The sequence below is a fragment of the Bradyrhizobium sp. WBAH42 genome (assembly GCF_024585265.1).
Classification (GTDB): Bacteria; Pseudomonadota; Alphaproteobacteria; order Rhizobiales; family Xanthobacteraceae; genus Bradyrhizobium.
Window position 1 is genome coordinate 7,330,597 of sequence record NZ_CP036533.1, and the last position, 16,284, is coordinate 7,346,880.

Sequence of the window (16,284 nt, forward strand, 5' to 3'; positions counted from 1 at the left end):
AATCAGGACCATGTCATTTCAATTGCGACGCGCGCAGCGCCTTGGCGGAGCAAGCCTGCTCCTGCTCGGCGCCGCCGCTACATCCGCGTTCGCCCAAGACTCGTCACAACAGCCGGCACAAGACAAATCGTCGACCGAGCTTCCCGCCGTCACCGTGACGGCGCCGAGCCCGATCGTGCGTCGAGCGGTGGTGCCGTCCCGCAACGCAGGCCGCGGCACGCGGACCGCGCGGGTGCGCAGCCGCGAGCAGACGGCGGAAGCGGCGCCGGCAGCGCCCGTGCCCGCCGCGCCCCAGCAGGGCGTGCTGCCGATCGTGACAAACCAGTTCGCCACCGTCACCGTGGTGCCGAACGAGGAGATCCGCCGCGAGGGCGGCGGTCAGCTCGGCGATCTCCTGTTCTCCAAGCCCGGCATCACCGGATCGAGCTTCGCGCCCGGCGCCTCCAGCCGGCCGATCATCAGGGGTCTCGACGTCAACCGCGTCGGCATCGTCGAGAACGGCACCAATGGCGGCGGCGCCTCCGACCTCGGCGAGGATCATTTCGTCCCGATCGATCCGCTCGCGACCAACCAGGTCGAGGTGGTTCGCGGGCCGGCGGCGCTGCGCTACGGCTCGACCTCGATCGGCGGCGTGGTCAGCGCCACCAACAACCGGATTCCGGACGCGCTGCCCTCCTGCGCGCCGTCGTTCCAGGCCTTCGGCCTGCCGACCAAGGCCCCGCTCGCGAACGCTGCGACGTCGCCCTGCGTCACCGCGGAGACGCGCACCGCGTTCTCTTCGGTCGACCGCGGCATCGAGAGCGGCGTGCTGCTCGACGCCGGCGGCGGCAATTTTGCCTTCCATGCCGACGCCTATGGACGCGCCACCTCGGACTATTACATCCCGAGCTATCCCTATCTGACCGACCAGTCGCGCCCCGTGAACGGCCGCCAGCCGAACTCGGCGACGCGCTCGGACGGCGCATCGATCGGCGGCTCGTACTTCTTCCAGGGCGGCTATATCGGCGCATCGATCACGCAGAACGATTCGCTCTACCACATCCCCGGCATCGACGGCGCCGACCACAAGACGCGGATCGACGGTCACCAGACCAAGATCAACGTCAAGGGCGAGTACCGCCCCGACGCGGCCGCGATCGATACGATCCGGTTCTGGGCCGGCGCGACCGACTACCGGCACAACGAGATTGGCCTTGCCGATTCCGCCGACCTCAACAGCGACGGCATCCGGCAAACCTTCACCAACAAGGAGCAGGAGATCCGCACCGAGGTGCAGCTGATGCCGTTCAACGCGCGCTTCGCCGAAGTGACGACGGCGCTGGGCTTCCAGGTCGGGCACCAGGAATTGAGCGCGCCGAGCCCCGACAATCCCGGCACGCTGTTCAACGGGCTGTGGGATCCCAACACCAACACGCGCGTCGCGGCTTACGCCTTCAACGAGTTCAAGTTCTCGGAAGCGACGCGGGCGCAGATCGCCGGCCGGATCGAGCATGTCGAGCTGCACGGCACGACGCCGAACTTCCCGGCGGATTACCTGCCCGACGGCACGCCGCAGGCGGCGATCGCGCGCAACCCGTCCTTCACGCCGAAGAGCGGCAGCATCGGCCTGCTGCAGGATTTGCCGGGCGGAATGGTCGGCAGCATCACCGCGCAATATGTCGAGCGCGCGCCGAAGGCAGCCGAGCTGTTCTCCCGCGGTGGCCATGATGCGACCGCGACTTTCGACATCGGCAATCCGAACCTCACGATCGAGACCGCGAAATCGATCGAGCTCGGCGTCCGCAGGGCGACGGGGCCGTTCCGGTTCGAGGCGACGGTCTACTACACGCATTTCGACAATTTCATCTATCGCCGCCTCACCGGCGTGAGCTGCGACGACGATTTTGCGTCCTGCGGCACGCCGGGGGCCGAGCTGAACCAGGCGGTCTACTCGCAACGCAATGCGAACTTCCGCGGCGGCGAATTCCAGTCGCAGCTGGATATCGGCGCGTTCCAGGGCGGCATCTGGGGCATCGAGAACCAGCTCGACGTGGTCCGCGCCACCTTCTCCGACGGCACCAACGTGCCGCGGATTCCGCCGGTGCGCATGGGCGGCGGCGTGTTCTGGCGCGACGACAATTGGCTGATGCGCGTCAACCTGTTGCACGCCTTCGCGCAGAACAACGTCGCCGTGATCGCGGAGACGCCGACGTCGGGCTACAATCTGCTGAAGGCCGAGGTCAGCTACAAGACCAAGCTCGACCGCAACTGGTTCGGTGCGCGCGAGATGATGGCCGGCATCGTCGGCAACAATCTCCTCAACGAGAACATTCGCAACCATGTGTCCTACACCAAGGACGAGGTCTTGATGCCCGGCATCGGCGTGCGGGCGTTCGCGAATTTCAAGTTCTAGGTGACGACAAACACCGTCATTGCGAGGAGCCCTTGCGACGAAGCAATCCAGACTGCCACCGCAGAAAGATTCTGGATTGCTTCGCTGAGCCTGTGTAATCCGGGGTCTCGCGTCGCGGGGAGACCTTCCCGGATTGCGCTGCGCTTTATCCGGGCTGCGCGCCACTCCTACTTCCGCGCCTTGCTCCAGTCGGGGCCGACCGCGCCCGACACGCCCTCGAAGGCGCCGTCGACGAGCTCGAACACCAGGATGCGGGCGGCATCGACGGGACCTGGCATGGTGACGCGGCCCTTCGGCACCGGCTTGAAACCGACGCGGCTGTAATAGGCCTCGTCGCCGACCAGCAGCACCAGGCGGTGACCTTTCGCCTTGGCGTCCTTCACCGCGCGCTCCATCAACTGACGGCCGATGCCGCGCTCGCGGAACGGCGGCTCGACGGTGAGCGGCCCGAGCAGCAGCGCCGGCGTGTCGCCGATCAGGATCGGCAATTGCCTGACGGAGCCGACCAGGAGCGTGCCGATGCGGGCGGTAAAGGACAGATCGAGCAGATGGTCGACGTGCTCGCGGATCCGGTAGGCGCTCAGCACGAAGCGGCCGGGGCCGAAGGTCCGTTCGTGCAGCCGCTCGATGGCCTGGGCGTCGCCGGCGGCTTCGGGAAGGATGGTCAGTGAGAGATCGTTCATGTCAATTCGCGGAGTAGCACTTGCGCCTGCGGAGGTCCATGGGCGCCATCGGTGCCGGGCCTCGCCTCTCTCCAGCGGAGCGAGCTGCGGGCCCGGCTCAGCCTGCGTCCCGGTTCGACGCCGGCTGGGACAAATAGGCCAGCATCTTCATCTCCCGCCGGCCTCGCGTCACCGTGTCGAGCACGAGCCCGGACGATGCCGCCAGCAGGGCCATGATCATCAGGCCCATCGACAGCACCGCGGTGGGCAGGCGCGGCACGAGCCCGGTTTCGATGAAGGTGATCACGATCGGGATCGCGAGGATGATCGAGGCCAGCGCCAGCAGGATTCCGATCACCGTGAAGAAGCGCAACGGCCGTTCGGAACGGTAGAGCTTCAGCATGGTGCCGAGGATGCGAAAGCCGTCGCGCCAGGTGTTGAGCTTGGAGAACGAGCCTTCGGGGCGCGCGTAATAGGGCGTCTCGACCTCGGCGACCGGCAGCGACAATTCCAGCGCATAGACCGCAAGCTCGGTCTCGATCTCGAAACCGTCGGAGAGGACGGGGAAGGATTTGACGAAGCGGCGCGAGAACACCCGGTAGCCGGACAGGATGTCCTTGAAAGCGTGGCCGAAGGTCGAGGACAAAAAGCCGGTCAGCATGCGGTTGCCGGTGCGATGGCCGAGCCGATAGGCGGCCTGGACCTGATCGACACGCAGGCCGACCACCATGTCGAGATGATCGTCGAGCAGCCTGTCGATCATGCGCGGCGCGCTCGGCGCATCGTAGGTCGCATCGCCGTCGACCAGCACATAGACGTCGGCCTCGACGTCCGCGAACATGCGGCGCACGACGTGGCCCTTGCCCTGCCGGCGCTCGCTGCGCACGATCGCGCCGGCTTCGCGCGCGACCTCGGCGGTCCGGTCGCGCGAATTGTTGTCGTAGACGTAGATCTGCGCCGAGGGCAGCGCCTTGCGGAAATCGGCCACGACGGTGGCGACCGCGGCCTCCTCGTTGTAGCAGGGCACCAGCACGGCGATGCGAAGCTGCGCTGAGGTCATCGCGACGGCACTCCGAGGCTTGTCGGCTCGCGCCCGAGCGGCGTGGCTTGTTGCGCCGCGGCCTGCTGCATCAGCCAGGCGAACGCGACGCTCCACAGCGAGAGCATCGCAATCGGCACGATGTAGTAGGGCGTGAAGATCGGATGGCTCAGGAAGAAGCCGAGATTGACGACGAGATTGCCGGCGGCGACGAGGGCCACCTGCCGCACGCTGCCCTCTCCCACCCGCAACAGAAAGGCCGTGGTGCCGATCGCCAGCACGATCAGCACGAATTGCATGTCGCGCAGATAATGGCCGAGCACGGCAAGGTCGAAGGCCGGCGCGACCACGTCGGCGCTGCCATAGGTCGTGGCCAGCGGGCTGCCGGCATTGATGGCCTGCGCAACCAGGGTCGGGGCCATGCCGACGAGGACAGCGACGCCGAAGCCGAGCCCCTGCGCGAAGCCTGACAGCGTCCGTGTCCGCAGGAACGCAAGGGCCAGATAGATGGCATAGCCGGCCGCGAGCAGCGCATTCGGCAATCTGAAATTGACGGAGGCACCGAGCAGGAGGCCGACCAGCGCAATCAGCAGCACGCTGCGTTTCTCCCTGGTCAGCCACAACGCGGTCAGGAATCCCGCGACCGCGCAGAGCGCCATGGTCGGTGCGATCGAATAGCTCGCCTTGGCCGGGTTGATCATGAGATAGACGGCAAGCGCGCCGAACAGGCCGGCGCCGACGATGGCAGGCAGCGTGCGCGCCATGGCAATGCCCGTCAGCGCAAGGCCGCAGACGATCAGGCTCGCGGCGATGTACAGCGGCACCACCTGGTTGCCTTCGGGAAACAGCGCCAGCAGGAAGCCGGTGCCCGGCGGATATTGCATCACGACCTTGCCGCTCGGCATCGGGTTGTGGCACGGCCAGCGCAGCGGGTCCTGCCATTCGGCGAACGCGATCTGCTTCAGCTTGCCTTCGAAATACTGGTCGTAGTCCAGGTGGGCATTGGTGTTGAGCCCACCGATGCCGAGGCGCTGGAACAGATGCGCCTGGCGGAGATAGCAGATGTCGTCATAGACCCCGCGCGCCTCGCTCCAGCGTGACATCGTGACGATGTTGCTGGCGAGGATCGCAAGACAGATCAGGCCGAAGGCGAGCTTGGCAATTTTCATCCGGTCTTCCGTGGCGCGCGTCAAGCGGGTTACTAGCACAGGCCGCCCTCAGCGCCACGTCGCAATCAAGGGCTTGCCACCGAGCACCTCGGCGATCCGCAGCCGCGTGCCGGGCGTGGTGCCCTCGGGCAACGCGGCGTTGTCGAAGAACCCGCATTCGACGATCTCGCGGTTTGGCTCAGGGACGCGGTCCTGCCTGAACTGCCTGACCACGTAGACCGCGACGTGGTCGCGGCGGGAGACGTGGCTGTTGAGGAAGACGCCGTGCAGGATCGCCTCGCCGGTCAGGTCGATGTCGCCCTCCTCCTTGAGCTCGCGCCGCAGCGCCTCTTCCATGGTCTCGCCGAAATCGACGCCGCCGCCAGGCAAATACCAGCCGCTGACGTAGCTGTGCCTGACCAGGAAGACGCGATTATCGGCATCCAGCACCACGGCGCGGACGCCCAGCGTCATGCCGCGGACGAGCAGGAAATAGACGTGGAAGACCCGCCGCAGCAGCGGCTCGGCTTTCCGTCGGGCCCGGTTCAGACGTTCTCCCATCAGGCTTCCTCGACGCCCCTGTTCGGGCCCTGCTTGCGCGACGCGCGCGACCTTGCCATTACAGCGGAGCAATAGCGAGGCATTCGCGCGCCATGACTCCCTTCACGCTGACTCCCTTCACGCTCGCCCATCTGTCCGATCCGCATCTGGCGCCTATGCCGAAGCCGCGTCTGATCGAGCTCGCGGGCAAGCGCGCGCTCGGCTATGTCAACTGGACCCGCAACCGCCACAAGTACCAGCGCCGCGAGGTGCTCGATGCGCTCGTTGCCGACATGAAGGCGCAGGCGCCCGACCACATCGCAGTGACGGGCGATCTCGTCAACCTGGCGCTGGAGGCTGAGTTCGCACCGGCGCTGGCCTGGCTCGAAAGCGTCGGCCCGCCCGACCGCGTGACCGCGATTCCCGGCAATCACGACGCCTATGTCAGCGCGACGCGGCATCGCTTCGGCGAGACGTTCCTGCACTACATCGCCGCGGACACACCCGGCGGTGCAGCCTTCCCCGCGGTGCGCCGGCGCGGGCCGCTGGCGTTGATCAGCCTGTCCACGGCGGTGCCGACCCTGCCGCTGATGGCGACCGGCACGCTCGGGCGCGATCAGCTCGCTGCGCTTGCGGAGGTGCTCGAGCGGCTCGCGGCGGAAGACGTATTCCGCGTGCTGCTGGTGCATCATCCGCTGAAATCCAGCGCGCGGGCGAAGCGGATGACCGACGCGCCGGAGCTGCTGGCGCTGTTGAAGCGCCACGGCGTCGAGCTGGTCCTGCACGGGCACGATCACATTCATTCGACGATGTGGTTCGAGGGTCCGAACGGCAACATTCCCGCGCTCGGCGTGCCCTCGGCCTCCGCGCTCGCGCACGGACGCTATCCCGCGGCGGCGTATAATCTGTTCACGATCGAGAAGGACAATGCCGGCTGGCGCTGCGAGCAGACGGTGCGAAGCCTCGGGGCTGGATTTCAGATCGGGCAGATCAAGCATGTGCGGTTGATTTGAGGTCTCGGTCATTCCGGGGCGCGCGAAGCGCGAGCCCGGAATCCATTCATCGCCATGCGCTGCTGCCCGATGGATTCCGGGCTCATGCTGCGCATGCCCCGGAATGACGGCGGAGAGAGCCTCACCAGTTCCGCAAGACCGCGAGCACTGCGAGCCCGAACAACGCGGCAGCGCCGAGCACGAAGCCGAACACGAACGGCCAGAGGCGCGAGCGGCGCGGCGGCGCGGCGGCCGGGGCCTGCGGTTCGGGCGCGATCACCATCGCACGCTCGCGCTCGATCATGCGGCGCGCGACATAGTCGATGACGGCCTCGACGATCATTGCGGTGTCGTGCGATTCGGCGAGCACGATGCGGCCGAAGCGGGTGTCCTGGACGAATCGGTACATCCGCTTGTCGCGGCCCATCACGATGTGGGCGACGACGTCGATCCAGAGCCGCGGCGTATCGCCCTGGCTGATGCCGCGGTCGAACAGGTCGATCTGATCGGGCACCTGCGCGAACAGGGGATCGAGCGCGTCGTTGAGGATCTCGAGCCGCGCCACCTCGGCGTCGCGCAAATCGACGACGACGCCGGTCCGGTCGGCCGCCTCAATCCGCGCGCGCAGCAACGCATCGCGCAGCCGCACCGGGCGCGGCTGGCCGGCTTGGGTCCCGCTGGTCTCGGGCTCTGACATTGTCGGCCTCGTCCTCGACTTATCCCGATTAACCTATCAGCAACCAAACCCTCCGCAAAGGCCCACAATTCCAGAGACTTACGGCGCCCACAGCCGTTTCGCCTGTGCCAAAAGCAGACGATCCCACCCAGGCTCGAGGCCTGGATGGGACCATCCGTCCTTGGACGTCTTCTTGTTTCAGATTGTTTCAGCTCGGCAGCTGCCGATCAGGCTGCCGGGGCGCGCTGCGGCTCTTCAACGATCGAGAAGCGGACGCCGGCCTTGTGGCGGCTCTCTTCCGATACCTCGCGCCAGCAGTCCTCGGCTTCCTTGCGGGTCTTGAACGGACCTTTGACCTGGGCCGAGCCTTCGACGAGCTTGTGGAAGTTCATCGAGCCGAACTCGCCGCCGATCACCCAGAAATTGCTGCCTTTGGTCATTGTCAGTCTCCTGTTGAGGTGCGTGACCGGCCTGGACTCCAAGCTGGCGTCCAGACCGGTCCGATCCGCCGTTAGCCGAACTGGTTCATCGTGTTGTGGGCGCCGCCCGCCTTCAGGGCAGCTTCGCCCGCGAAGTACTCCTTGTGGTCGTCACCGATGTCGGAGCCGGCCATGTTCTGGTGCTTCACGCAGGCGATGCCCTGACGGATCTCGGCGCGCTGGACGTTCTTGACGTAGCCGAGCATGCCCTGCTCGCCGAAATACTCGCGGGCGAGATTGTCGGTCGAGAGCGCCGCCGTGTGATAGGTCGGCAACGTGATCAGGTGGTGGAAGATGCCGGCGCGCTTGGCCGAATCCGCCTGGAAGGTGCGGATGCGCTCGTCGGCTTCCTTCGCCAGCGGCGTGTCGTCGTACTCCGCCTTCATCAGCTCGGCACGGTTGTACTTGCTGACGTCCTGGCCCGCTTCCTTCATCGCGTCGTAGACCTGCCAACGGAAGTTGAGCGTCCAGTTGAACGACGGCGAGTTGTTATAGGCGAGCTTGGCATTCGGCACGACCTTGCGGATGCGGTCGACCATGCTCGCGATCTGCTCGATATGCGGCTTCTCGGTCTCGATCCAGAGCAGGTCGGCGCCGTTCTGCAGCGAGGTGATGCAATCGAGCACGCAGCGGTCTGCACCGGTGCCGGGGCGGAACTGGTAGAGGTTGGAGGGCAGCCGCTTCGGGCGCATCAACTTGCCGTTGCGGTTGATGATGACGTCGCCGTTCTTGGCGTTCTCCGCGGTGATTTCCTCGCAATCGAGGAAGCTGTTGTACTGGTCGCCGATGTCGCCGGGCTTGTGGCTGACCGCGATCTGCTGCGTCAGGCCGGCGCCGAGCGAGTCGGTGCGGGTCACGACGATGCCGTCTTCGACGCCGAGCTCGAGGAAGGCGTGGCGGCAGGCGCGGATCTTCGCCAGGAAGACGTCATGCGGCACGGTGACCTTGCCGTCCTGGTGACCGCACTGCTTCTCGTCCGAGACCTGATTCTCGATCTGGAGCGCGCAGGCACCCGCCTCGATCATCTTCTTGGCAAGCAGATAGGTCGCCTCGGCGTTGCCGAAGCCGGCATCGATGTCGGCGATGACGGGCACGACGTGGGTCTGGAAGTTGTCGATCTTCTCGATCAGCTCCTTCTCGCGGGCCTTGTCGCCTTCCTTGCGCGCCTTGTCGAGCAGACGGAAGATGTCGTTGAGCTCGCGCGAATCGGCCTGCCGCAGGAAGGTGTAGAGCTCCTCGATCAGCGCCGGCACCGAGGTCTTCTCGTGCATCGACTGGTCGGGCAGCGGACCGAACTCGGAGCGCAGCGCCGCGATCATCCAGCCCGAGAGATACAGATAGGTGCGGTCGGTCTTGCCGCCGAAGTGCTTCTTGACCGAGATCAGCTTCTGCTGGGCGATGAAGCCGTGCCAGCAGCCCAGCGACTGCGTGTACTTGGTCGGATCCTTGTCATAGGCGGCCATGTCGGCACGCATCACGGCCGCGGTGTAGCGGGCGATGTCGAGGCCGGTCTTGAAACGGTTCTGCAGGCGCATGCGCGCGACGGCCTCGGCCGACACGCCATTCCAGGTCGGCTGGGTCTCGAGGAGCGCCTGAGCCGCCTTGACCTCGTCCTGATACGAGGACGGACCCTGGAGGGTGCTGATGCCGCGGGGCTGGTAGTTCATGTGCCTGATCCTTTCGCTGACGATGGCAGTACGGCCATCGACATTCTTGACAATGCATTGCGAGATGCGTGTCAGGAGCTAAAAGCGAAAAGACAAAGTTCGTATAGATGGCTTGTTTTTTATTGGTGATGTCATGTAACATCTGAACGTGTAATAGATGTTATTTTGTAAATCTTGTAACAATATAGGTCAGCTGTTCTGACCTTGATGAGCCTGGAGATCTGAGACATGCCCGCCGAGTCCGGCAAGAAACTCTTCGTTGGCCCGCGCTTCCGGCGGATCCGGCAGCAATTGGGGCTGTCGCAGACCCAGATCGCCGAGGGGCTCGGGATCTCGCCGAGCTATGTCAACCTGATTGAGCGGAACCAGCGCCCCGTCACGGCGCAGATCCTGCTGCGGCTGGCCGAGACCTACGACCTCGACTTGCGCGACCTCGCCACCGCCGACGAAGACCGCTTCTTCGCCGAGCTGAACGAGATCTTCTCCGATCCCTTGTTCCGGCAGATCGACGTGCCCAAGCAGGAGCTGCGCGACCTCGCCGAGCTCTGCCCGGGCGTCACCCATGCGCTGCAGCGGCTCTACGCCGCCTATACCGAGGCGCGCCAGGGCGAGACGCTGGCGGCGGCGCAGATGGCCGACCGCGACGTCGGCACGCGCTTTGAAGCCAATCCGGTCGAGCGCGTGCGCGAGCTGATCGAGGCCAACCGCAACTATTTTCCGGAGCTGGAGCAGGCCGCGGAAAACCTGCGCGACGAGCTGAACGTGCCCGCCGAAGGGCTGTACGCCGCGCTGGTCGCGCGCCTGCGTGAGAAGCACTCGATCCAGACCCGCATCATGCCGGTCGACGTGATGCGCGAGACGCTCCGCCGCTTCGACCGCCACCGTCGGCAGCTGCTGATCTCGGAGCTGGTCGATCCGCCCGGCCGCGCATTCCAGCTCGCCTTCCAGCTTGGCTTGGGGGAATGCGCGCAGGCCCTGGAGACCATCATCGGCCGTGCCGGCCCGCTGGACGACGCGCCGCGCCGGCTGTTCCGGATCACCCTCGGCAATTATTTCGCGGCCGCCGTGATGATGCCCTACCCGGCGTTCCTCGCGGCCGCCGAAGCGCTGAACTACGACATCCACGTGCTGGCACAGCGCTTCAATTCCGGCTTCGAGCAGGTCTGCCACCGCCTCACCACGCTGCAGCGGCCGAACGCGCGCGGCATTCCGTTCTTCCTCTTGCGCGTCGACAATGCCGGCAACGTCTCCAAGCGTTTCTCCTCCGGCACGTTCCCGTTCTCGAAATTCGGCGGCACATGTCCGCTCTGGAACGTGCACTCGACCTTCGACACGCCGGATCGCCTGCTCAAGCAGGTGATCGAGCTGCCCGACGGCACGCGCTATTTCTCGATCGCGCAGATGGTGCGCCGCCCCGTCGCGCCGCATCCGCTGCCGCAGCCGCGCTTCGCCATCGGCCTCGGCTGCGAGATCCGCCATGCCGCCCGCCTGACCTACGCCACGGGCATGGATCTGGAGAAGGCCGAGGGCACCCCGATCGGCGTCAACTGCCGCCTCTGCGAGCGTGAGAACTGCGCCCAGCGCGCCGAGCCGCCGATCACGCGCACGTTGATCCTGGACGAGACGACGCGGCGGGTGTCGAGCTTTGCGTTCTCGAATGCGCGGGAGTTGTGAGTGGCGTTCGCTTTGCTGGAAAGCGCACGCTCAATACACACTGTCATGCCCCGCGAAGGCGGGGCATCTAGTACGCCGCAACCTATCGGCTCTATTACAGCCGTCACGGCGTACTGGATCGCCCGGTCAAGCCGGGCGATGACAGTTGAGTGTGAGGCGAGAGCGATCCGCGCCCATCCTACGCCAGCGTATGCACGATCACCGGCCCCGCCACGGCGCGCGCGTCGCCGGCGAGCAGCGGGCCGAGATCCTTCTCGATCCAGGCGATGGCGCGCTTGTTCGCCTCCTCGGCCTGCTCGAACTTGTCGAAGATCGAGATCGCGGTGACCGTGTCGTCGCCGGCATAGACGACGTAATAGGCGCGGAAACCCTCGACGTCGCTGATGATGGGAACGGCACCGTCCTTGATGCGGCGCGTCAGCTCTTCCGCGCTCCCGCTTTTCGCCTTGGCCTGACGGATGGCGGCATACATGGCATCCTCCCCTTCCGGCTGTCTGGACTTCCGGGCCTGTTGCCCGGAGGCGGATGTTACGCCGAACCGTGCCGCCGATCCACGCTTGGTTAATCCTCTCCTAATCCATCTCCGCGATCTGCAACCAACGGTTAAGCACGCCTCAACATCGGCGCCTTAGTCTCGCCGCACTCACTTTTCGCAAACAAGGGCGGCCTAATCTGCCGGGCGAAGTGACATCAGGGGGTTCATCATGCGCATTGCGTTGCTGCTGACCGCAACCATCGTCGGCGCGCTGTTCGCCAATCCGTCCCGTGCCGGGTCGCTCGATGCTGACGCGGCGCAGTCGCTGCCGCCGGGCTTCCAGAGCTATCGCGGCTACATGTTCGACCTGTCGGAGAATTCCGACCGCAAGGACGTCGACAAGCTCACCGACAATCTGAAGCAGCAGATCGACGCCGTCGAAGCGGCCGGCCTGTCGCCCCGCGTGCTGCGCTTCTTCCGCACCGTGCCGATCATCGCGAGCGAGCTCGCCTGCCTCGATGAGGGCGCCGCAACCGCCTGCTACGGCCGCGTCGCCCCCAACGCCGAGCGCCGCGTGCCGCGGACGCTGACGGTGTGGGATCCTGCCAAGCAGCGCTGGACCAATCCGAATGCCGTCGACCTCGCGGTCGATTCCGGGCTCGGCGTGATCATGCTGCGGCCCGACATGATGCGCTACGAGAAGGAGGCCGTGCTGCTGCACGAGCTGCTGCATGCCTATCACGCGCGGCTGCTGCCCGACGGCTACGCCAACAAGGGCGTGATCGCCTATTACGCCCTGGCCAAGTCCAAGGATCTCCTGCCCAAGGAATCCTATGCGATGAAGAATCCCATGGAATTCTTTGCGGTGACCGCCAGCATCTTCCTGGCCGGCAAAAGCGAATTCCACGATCCGAAGTCGCGCGAGGCGCTCAAGGAGAAGATGCCGGACTATTACAAATACCTGGTCGGCGTGTTCGGTTTCGACCCCGAGCCGGCAGCCTCGAACGGCCCGGTCGCCTCGCTCAAGTGAGCGGAAGGCGCCAAGCCGAGCCAAAGAGCCGCGCGAACAGCGCGGCTTTTTTGTTTCGCACGCCGGAAGCTGCGGATGACGCACCGCCGGGAATTGCCAAGGCGGGGTCCGATCTGCATAGTCCCGCCCGCATCGATAGCGTTTTTCGAAGGGGATGAGAGAACATGGCGGACGCCGACCTGGATGTCGTGATCCGGCAACTGGCCAGACAGCTGCATACGGGTCTGATGACCCGTGCCAAGGAGCGGCGGGATCGCTTCAACAGCCTTGCGGCCAAGGCCAAGGGCAAGGAGACCGGCGAGCGCTTCAAGATGATGGCCAAGGCCACCATGGAGCAGGCCAATGCGGCCGCCAAGCGCCTGCAGATGTCCGCCGACAACGTCGCCGACAGCTACGCGCGATCGATGCGCCTGGCCGCCAGCACGCCTGTTACGGTGAAGGCGAAGAAGGCAAAGGACGAGAAACCGGCGAAGAAGGCCGCAAAGAAAGCGAAAGCGAAAAAGAAGACGTAGTCGTTGCACCTCCCTGATCGCCGCCGCGGGATTGGCGATCTGGAGGCTCGCCGGCCTGTCGCCTTATAGCTCCGGCTTGATCGGATCGCCGCGTTGCGCGTTTGCGACACGCTCCCGCGTGCCCGCTGCAATCGGGCCGGCCGCGACCTCAAAGATTCCTCCCGCCCTAAAGCGCGATGCGATTAGGATGAATCGTCATCGCGCTTTAGGCTATTGATTGAGCATGATCTTTTCGGAAAACCGCTGCACACTTTTCCGGATCATGCTTTAGGCATGTGCTGCTCGAACACAGTCGAGCGACATCCCTCACATGTATCGCCTCAAGCTGTCGAGAAATCGCTGTTTCTCGCCAGGCGCGTAGCCTTGGGACGCTCCATAATAGGGTTCATTGAACTGGTTATATGGTGCAGCCCGGTACTGGATCGGCGGCCTCGGTGGCGCGTAGGTCTGACGATGATGACGCCGAGAGTTCCCTCTGGCTGCCGCACCGGCGTAATACGGATTGAGGACGCACATCTGACCGTTTGCCGATGCCCTGCATTGGTCCATCGTCATGAAGCTGCATCGGTAGTAAGGGGTCATTCCGCGAGAAACCACGTTCAAGCAAACGGGAAAAGCCGGGTCATATCTTTGGGCCCGAGCGTCTCCCGCTATCAGGGCGATACCCACGGTCAAAATCGTCAAAGCCCATTTGCACATTGGAAGCTCCTCCAAGCGCGCACGACATGGATGCACTCTGGCCCCGGACAGTAGAGATCCAACTCATATTAGCCTAGTTGGTTCATGCGCGCAGCAGGCAGCCGACAGTCGTGCTCTCGCATCTCTCACCCGTCTCGCCGCTATACGGCAAGCCACCTGTCCTACAGACGCATCGTAGGGTGGGCAAAGCGAAGCGTGCCCACCGTTCGCGGCGATTGAGATAGGACGTGGGCACGGCGCTGCACGCCTTTGCCCGCCCTACGATTCCGGGTTCGCGGAGAGACTCCCCTCACCTTCGCGGCGCGGCAACCTGTGTCGGCTCGGCGCTGGCGATCTCCGCGAGCTTGGCGCGCGCGGTCTCTCGCGCGTGAGGGTCCTTGCCGGCGGGCAGCGCCAGCGCGGCCTCGAAATCGGCACGGGCGTCGTCGGCCTGGCCGCGGGCGAGGAACGCAAGGCCGCGATCGAGACGGGCCAGAGCATCGGCGGGATCGAGGCGGACGGCCGTGCTGTAGCTCAGGATGGCGCGGTCGAGATCGCCGGTGGCGGCAAGCGCAAGACCGCGCTGGTGATAGGGTGCGGCGAGCTTGGGATCATGCGCGATCGCCTCGTCGTAATCGGCAATGGCAAGCTCGAGGTCGCCGTTCTGCCGGCGCGCCAGCGCCCGGTCGCGATAGAGCGAAGCGCGGTTGGGATTGAGGTGGATGGCCTGGTCGAAATCGGCGATCGCCCGCCTGAAGTCGCCGTGACGCAGCGCGATCCGCCCGCGCCCCGCATAGGCGAAGGCGATCAGCGAGCCGCGCAGCGGCGAGAAGCCGATCACGGCCGAACAGATGTCGGGATCGTCCTCGTCGCCGCAATTGACGACCATGTGCGTGGACAAGCCGACGAGCACGCAAAGGACGATCAGCAATGGTACGGCAAATCTGGTCATCTTCGACGGTGGCCGGCAGCAGGCCGGCCACGCATCCCCTTTCGAAGAAATGGTCACGCGGAGGTGTTAGCACCGGTCGGGGACGCTCCTGTGTGCGCCAGATCACAAAGGCGGCCGCAAAATCCTTACCGGCTCCGTCAGCCCCAGGGACCACGTGAAGGACCACGTGAGGAGGAGCGCCCCCAGGGGCCGCGCGGCGGATAGTTCTCGTTGGCGCCGACCGACGGCGCCGCGCGCGTGCCGAGCTCGGCCGCGAGTTGCTGGAGCGCGGCGACGCGGTTCTGCGTCGAGGGGTGGGTGGCAAACAGATTGTCCACGCCATGACCCGACAGCGGATTGATGATGAACATATGCGCGGTCGCAGGGTTTCGCTCGGCCTCGACGTTCGGCACCTGGTGCGCGGCGCCCTCGATCTTCACCAGCGCGGAGGCCAGCCACATCGGCTGTCCGACGATGCGCGCGCCGAGATTGTCGGCGGCATATTCGCGGGTACGGCTGATCGCCATCTGCACCAGCATGGCGCCGAGCGGAGCGAGGATCATCAACAGGATCGAGCCGATGATGCCCGGACCGTTGTTGTTGTCGCGGTGGCCGCCGAAAAACATGCCGAACTGGGCGAGCATCGAGATCGCGCCGGCAATGGTGGCGGTAATAGTCATCAGCAGCGTGTCGTGATGCTTGATGTGCGCGAGCTCGTGCGCGATCACGCCGGCGAGCTCCTCGCGGCTGAGCTGGTTCATCAGACCGGTGGTGACGGCGACCGCGGCGTTTTCCGGATTGCGGCCGGTTGCGAACGCGTTGGGCTGGGCCTCATCCATCACGAACACGCGCGGCATCGGCAGGCCGGCACGGCCGGCAAGCTCGGCGACGAGGCCGACTAGCTCCGGCGCGGTCGAACGATCGACCTCATGGGCGCCGTACATCGACAGCACCATGCGGTCGGAGTTCCAGTAGGTGAAGAGATTGGTTGCGGCGGCAATGACGAGCGCGATCATGGCGCCCGAGGCGCCGCCGATCAGATAGCCGACGCCCATGAACAGGGCGGTCAGGCCTGCGAGCAGCATTGCGGTACGAAGATAGTTCATGGCCGTCTCTCCTGGAGCGGCCGCGGGCGCGAGCCTCTGGCCGGCTCCCCCGAAGTATGAATGCCGCCGACGACCGCAAGGTTCGTGCGTCGCCGGGCCGCAGATCCATCGCAGGTGCAGCCAGCCTTTCCACTCCCGCTAAACCTTGACGGGGATTTGCGCAAAAACACACTTGGAGACTTAGCAACCTGGAAAGCGCGGGGTTGGCTTAATCCGCGGTAACCGGGCACGTCGCACGGTTTTGTGCATTGACCGGTTCCGTTGGCATCTCGTCAGCAAGGTG

16 protein-coding genes are annotated in these 16,284 nt (G+C 65.3%); 5 read left to right on the forward strand and 11 right to left on the reverse strand.

Annotated elements, in window-relative coordinates; genetic code table 11:
- Positions 1 to 10: 10 nt before the first annotated feature.
- Positions 11 to 2,392, forward strand: coding sequence for a TonB-dependent receptor (locus DCG74_RS34525; protein ID WP_172785893.1), 2,382 nt, complete (start codon positions 11 to 13; stop codon positions 2,390 to 2,392).
- A gap of 167 nt (positions 2,393 to 2,559) precedes the next feature.
- Here the strand turns inward: DCG74_RS34525 and DCG74_RS34530 are convergent, their stop codons facing one another.
- The 4 genes from DCG74_RS34530 to DCG74_RS34545 all read right to left on the reverse strand — a co-directional run bounded on the left by DCG74_RS34530 (position 2,560) and on the right by DCG74_RS34545 (position 5,802).
- Positions 2,560 to 3,075, reverse strand: a complete 516-nt coding sequence (locus tag DCG74_RS34530; RefSeq protein WP_172785892.1) for a GNAT family N-acetyltransferase — start codon at positions 3,073 to 3,075, stop codon at positions 2,560 to 2,562.
- Positions 3,076 to 3,172: 97 nt separating this feature from the next.
- A complete protein-coding gene (locus DCG74_RS34535) occupies positions 3,173 to 4,114 on the reverse strand; it encodes a glycosyltransferase family 2 protein (protein ID WP_172785891.1) in 942 nt (313 codons plus the stop codon).
- A complete protein-coding gene (locus DCG74_RS34540; protein ID WP_172785890.1) occupies positions 4,111 to 5,262 on the reverse strand; it encodes a hypothetical protein in 1,152 nt (383 codons plus the stop codon). Before DCG74_RS34540 ends, DCG74_RS34535 begins: the two co-directional genes overlap by 4 nt.
- A gap of 48 nt (positions 5,263 to 5,310) precedes the next feature.
- Positions 5,311 to 5,802: an NUDIX domain-containing protein gene (locus DCG74_RS34545; RefSeq protein ID WP_172785889.1), complete on the reverse strand. Its 492-nt coding sequence runs from the start codon at positions 5,800 to 5,802 to the stop codon at positions 5,311 to 5,313.
- Between the two features lie 107 nt (positions 5,803 to 5,909).
- On the opposite strand from DCG74_RS34545, the gene DCG74_RS34550 reads away from it, so the two are divergent.
- Complete coding sequence (locus DCG74_RS34550) at positions 5,910 to 6,794, forward strand: metallophosphoesterase (protein WP_172785962.1); 885 nt, start codon at positions 5,910 to 5,912, stop codon at positions 6,792 to 6,794.
- A 121-nt stretch (positions 6,795 to 6,915) separates the two neighbouring features.
- Here the strand turns inward: DCG74_RS34550 and DCG74_RS34555 are convergent, their stop codons facing one another.
- The 3 genes from DCG74_RS34555 to DCG74_RS34565 all read right to left on the reverse strand — a co-directional run bounded on the left by DCG74_RS34555 (position 6,916) and on the right by DCG74_RS34565 (position 9,595).
- Positions 6,916 to 7,470 carry a hypothetical protein gene (locus DCG74_RS34555; protein ID WP_172785888.1) on the reverse strand — a complete coding sequence of 185 codons (555 nt, stop codon included), beginning with the start codon at positions 7,468 to 7,470 and terminating at the stop codon, positions 6,916 to 6,918.
- 206 nt (positions 7,471 to 7,676) lie between these two features.
- A complete protein-coding gene (locus DCG74_RS34560; RefSeq protein ID WP_024341447.1) occupies positions 7,677 to 7,889 on the reverse strand; it encodes a hypothetical protein in 213 nt (70 codons plus the stop codon).
- Positions 7,890 to 7,960: 71 nt separating this feature from the next.
- A complete protein-coding gene (locus tag DCG74_RS34565; RefSeq protein WP_172785887.1) occupies positions 7,961 to 9,595 on the reverse strand; it encodes an isocitrate lyase in 1,635 nt (544 codons plus the stop codon).
- A 228-nt stretch (positions 9,596 to 9,823) separates the two neighbouring features.
- Between DCG74_RS34565 and DCG74_RS34570 the strand changes: the two genes are divergently transcribed.
- Complete coding sequence (locus DCG74_RS34570; RefSeq protein WP_172785886.1) at positions 9,824 to 11,269, forward strand: short-chain fatty acyl-CoA regulator family protein; 1,446 nt, start codon at positions 9,824 to 9,826, stop codon at positions 11,267 to 11,269.
- A 178-nt stretch (positions 11,270 to 11,447) separates the two neighbouring features.
- Here the strand turns inward: DCG74_RS34570 and DCG74_RS34575 are convergent, their stop codons facing one another.
- On the reverse strand, positions 11,448 to 11,741 hold the full coding sequence (locus DCG74_RS34575; RefSeq protein ID WP_018648871.1) for an antibiotic biosynthesis monooxygenase: 294 nt from the start codon (positions 11,739 to 11,741) through the stop codon (positions 11,448 to 11,450).
- Between the two features lie 232 nt (positions 11,742 to 11,973).
- Between DCG74_RS34575 and DCG74_RS34580 the strand changes: the two genes are divergently transcribed.
- Positions 11,974 to 12,774 (forward strand): hypothetical protein, encoded by an 801-nt coding sequence (locus DCG74_RS34580; protein WP_172785885.1) that lies wholly within the window; start codon positions 11,974 to 11,976, stop codon positions 12,772 to 12,774.
- Positions 12,775 to 12,938: 164 nt separating this feature from the next.
- A complete protein-coding gene (locus tag DCG74_RS34585) occupies positions 12,939 to 13,286 on the forward strand; it encodes a hypothetical protein (RefSeq protein ID WP_172785884.1) in 348 nt (115 codons plus the stop codon).
- Positions 13,287 to 13,592: 306 nt separating this feature from the next.
- On the opposite strand, the gene DCG74_RS38885 is transcribed toward DCG74_RS34585, so the two are convergent.
- The 3 genes from DCG74_RS38885 to htpX form a co-directional block, all read right to left on the reverse strand.
- Positions 13,593 to 13,985, reverse strand: coding sequence for a DUF3551 domain-containing protein (locus tag DCG74_RS38885; protein ID WP_172785883.1), 393 nt, complete (start codon positions 13,983 to 13,985; stop codon positions 13,593 to 13,595).
- A 289-nt stretch (positions 13,986 to 14,274) separates the two neighbouring features.
- Positions 14,275 to 14,916, reverse strand: coding sequence for a tetratricopeptide repeat protein (locus tag DCG74_RS34595; RefSeq protein WP_172785882.1), 642 nt, complete (start codon positions 14,914 to 14,916; stop codon positions 14,275 to 14,277).
- A 137-nt stretch (positions 14,917 to 15,053) separates the two neighbouring features.
- The gene (gene htpX, locus DCG74_RS34600; protein ID WP_172785881.1) at positions 15,054 to 16,001 is read right to left on the reverse strand and encodes a zinc metalloprotease HtpX; all 948 of its coding nucleotides are present in this window, start codon (positions 15,999 to 16,001) and stop codon (positions 15,054 to 15,056) included.
- Between the last annotated feature and the right edge of the window lie 283 nt (positions 16,002 to 16,284).

Bases quoted from the DNA above. Each gene is read 5' to 3' on its own strand.
- DCG74_RS34525 (WP_172785893.1), top strand. From the start codon at position 11: ATGTCATTTCAATTGCGACGCGCGCAGCGCCTTGGCGGAGCAAGCCTG.
- DCG74_RS34530 (WP_172785892.1), bottom strand. From the start codon at position 3,075: ATGAACGATCTCTCACTGACCATCCTTCCCGAAGCCGCCGGCGACGCC.
- DCG74_RS34535 (WP_172785891.1), bottom strand. From the start codon at position 4,114: ATGACCTCAGCGCAGCTTCGCATCGCCGTGCTGGTGCCCTGCTACAAC.
- DCG74_RS34540 (WP_172785890.1), bottom strand. From the start codon at position 5,262: ATGAAAATTGCCAAGCTCGCCTTCGGCCTGATCTGTCTTGCGATCCTC.
- DCG74_RS34545 (WP_172785889.1), bottom strand. From the start codon at position 5,802: ATGGGAGAACGTCTGAACCGGGCCCGACGGAAAGCCGAGCCGCTGCTG.
- DCG74_RS34555 (WP_172785888.1), bottom strand. From the start codon at position 7,470: ATGTCAGAGCCCGAGACCAGCGGGACCCAAGCCGGCCAGCCGCGCCCG.
- DCG74_RS34560 (WP_024341447.1), bottom strand. From the start codon at position 7,889: ATGACCAAAGGCAGCAATTTCTGGGTGATCGGCGGCGAGTTCGGCTCG.
- DCG74_RS34565 (WP_172785887.1), bottom strand. From the start codon at position 9,595: ATGAACTACCAGCCCCGCGGCATCAGCACCCTCCAGGGTCCGTCCTCG.
- DCG74_RS34570 (WP_172785886.1), top strand. From the start codon at position 9,824: ATGCCCGCCGAGTCCGGCAAGAAACTCTTCGTTGGCCCGCGCTTCCGG.
- DCG74_RS34575 (WP_018648871.1), bottom strand. From the start codon at position 11,741: ATGTATGCCGCCATCCGTCAGGCCAAGGCGAAAAGCGGGAGCGCGGAA.
- DCG74_RS34580 (WP_172785885.1), top strand. From the start codon at position 11,974: ATGCGCATTGCGTTGCTGCTGACCGCAACCATCGTCGGCGCGCTGTTC.
- DCG74_RS34585 (WP_172785884.1), top strand. From the start codon at position 12,939: ATGGCGGACGCCGACCTGGATGTCGTGATCCGGCAACTGGCCAGACAG.
- DCG74_RS38885 (WP_172785883.1), bottom strand. From the start codon at position 13,985: ATGTGCAAATGGGCTTTGACGATTTTGACCGTGGGTATCGCCCTGATA.
- DCG74_RS34595 (WP_172785882.1), bottom strand. From the start codon at position 14,916: ATGACCAGATTTGCCGTACCATTGCTGATCGTCCTTTGCGTGCTCGTC.
- htpX (WP_172785881.1), bottom strand. From the start codon at position 16,001: ATGAACTATCTTCGTACCGCAATGCTGCTCGCAGGCCTGACCGCCCTG.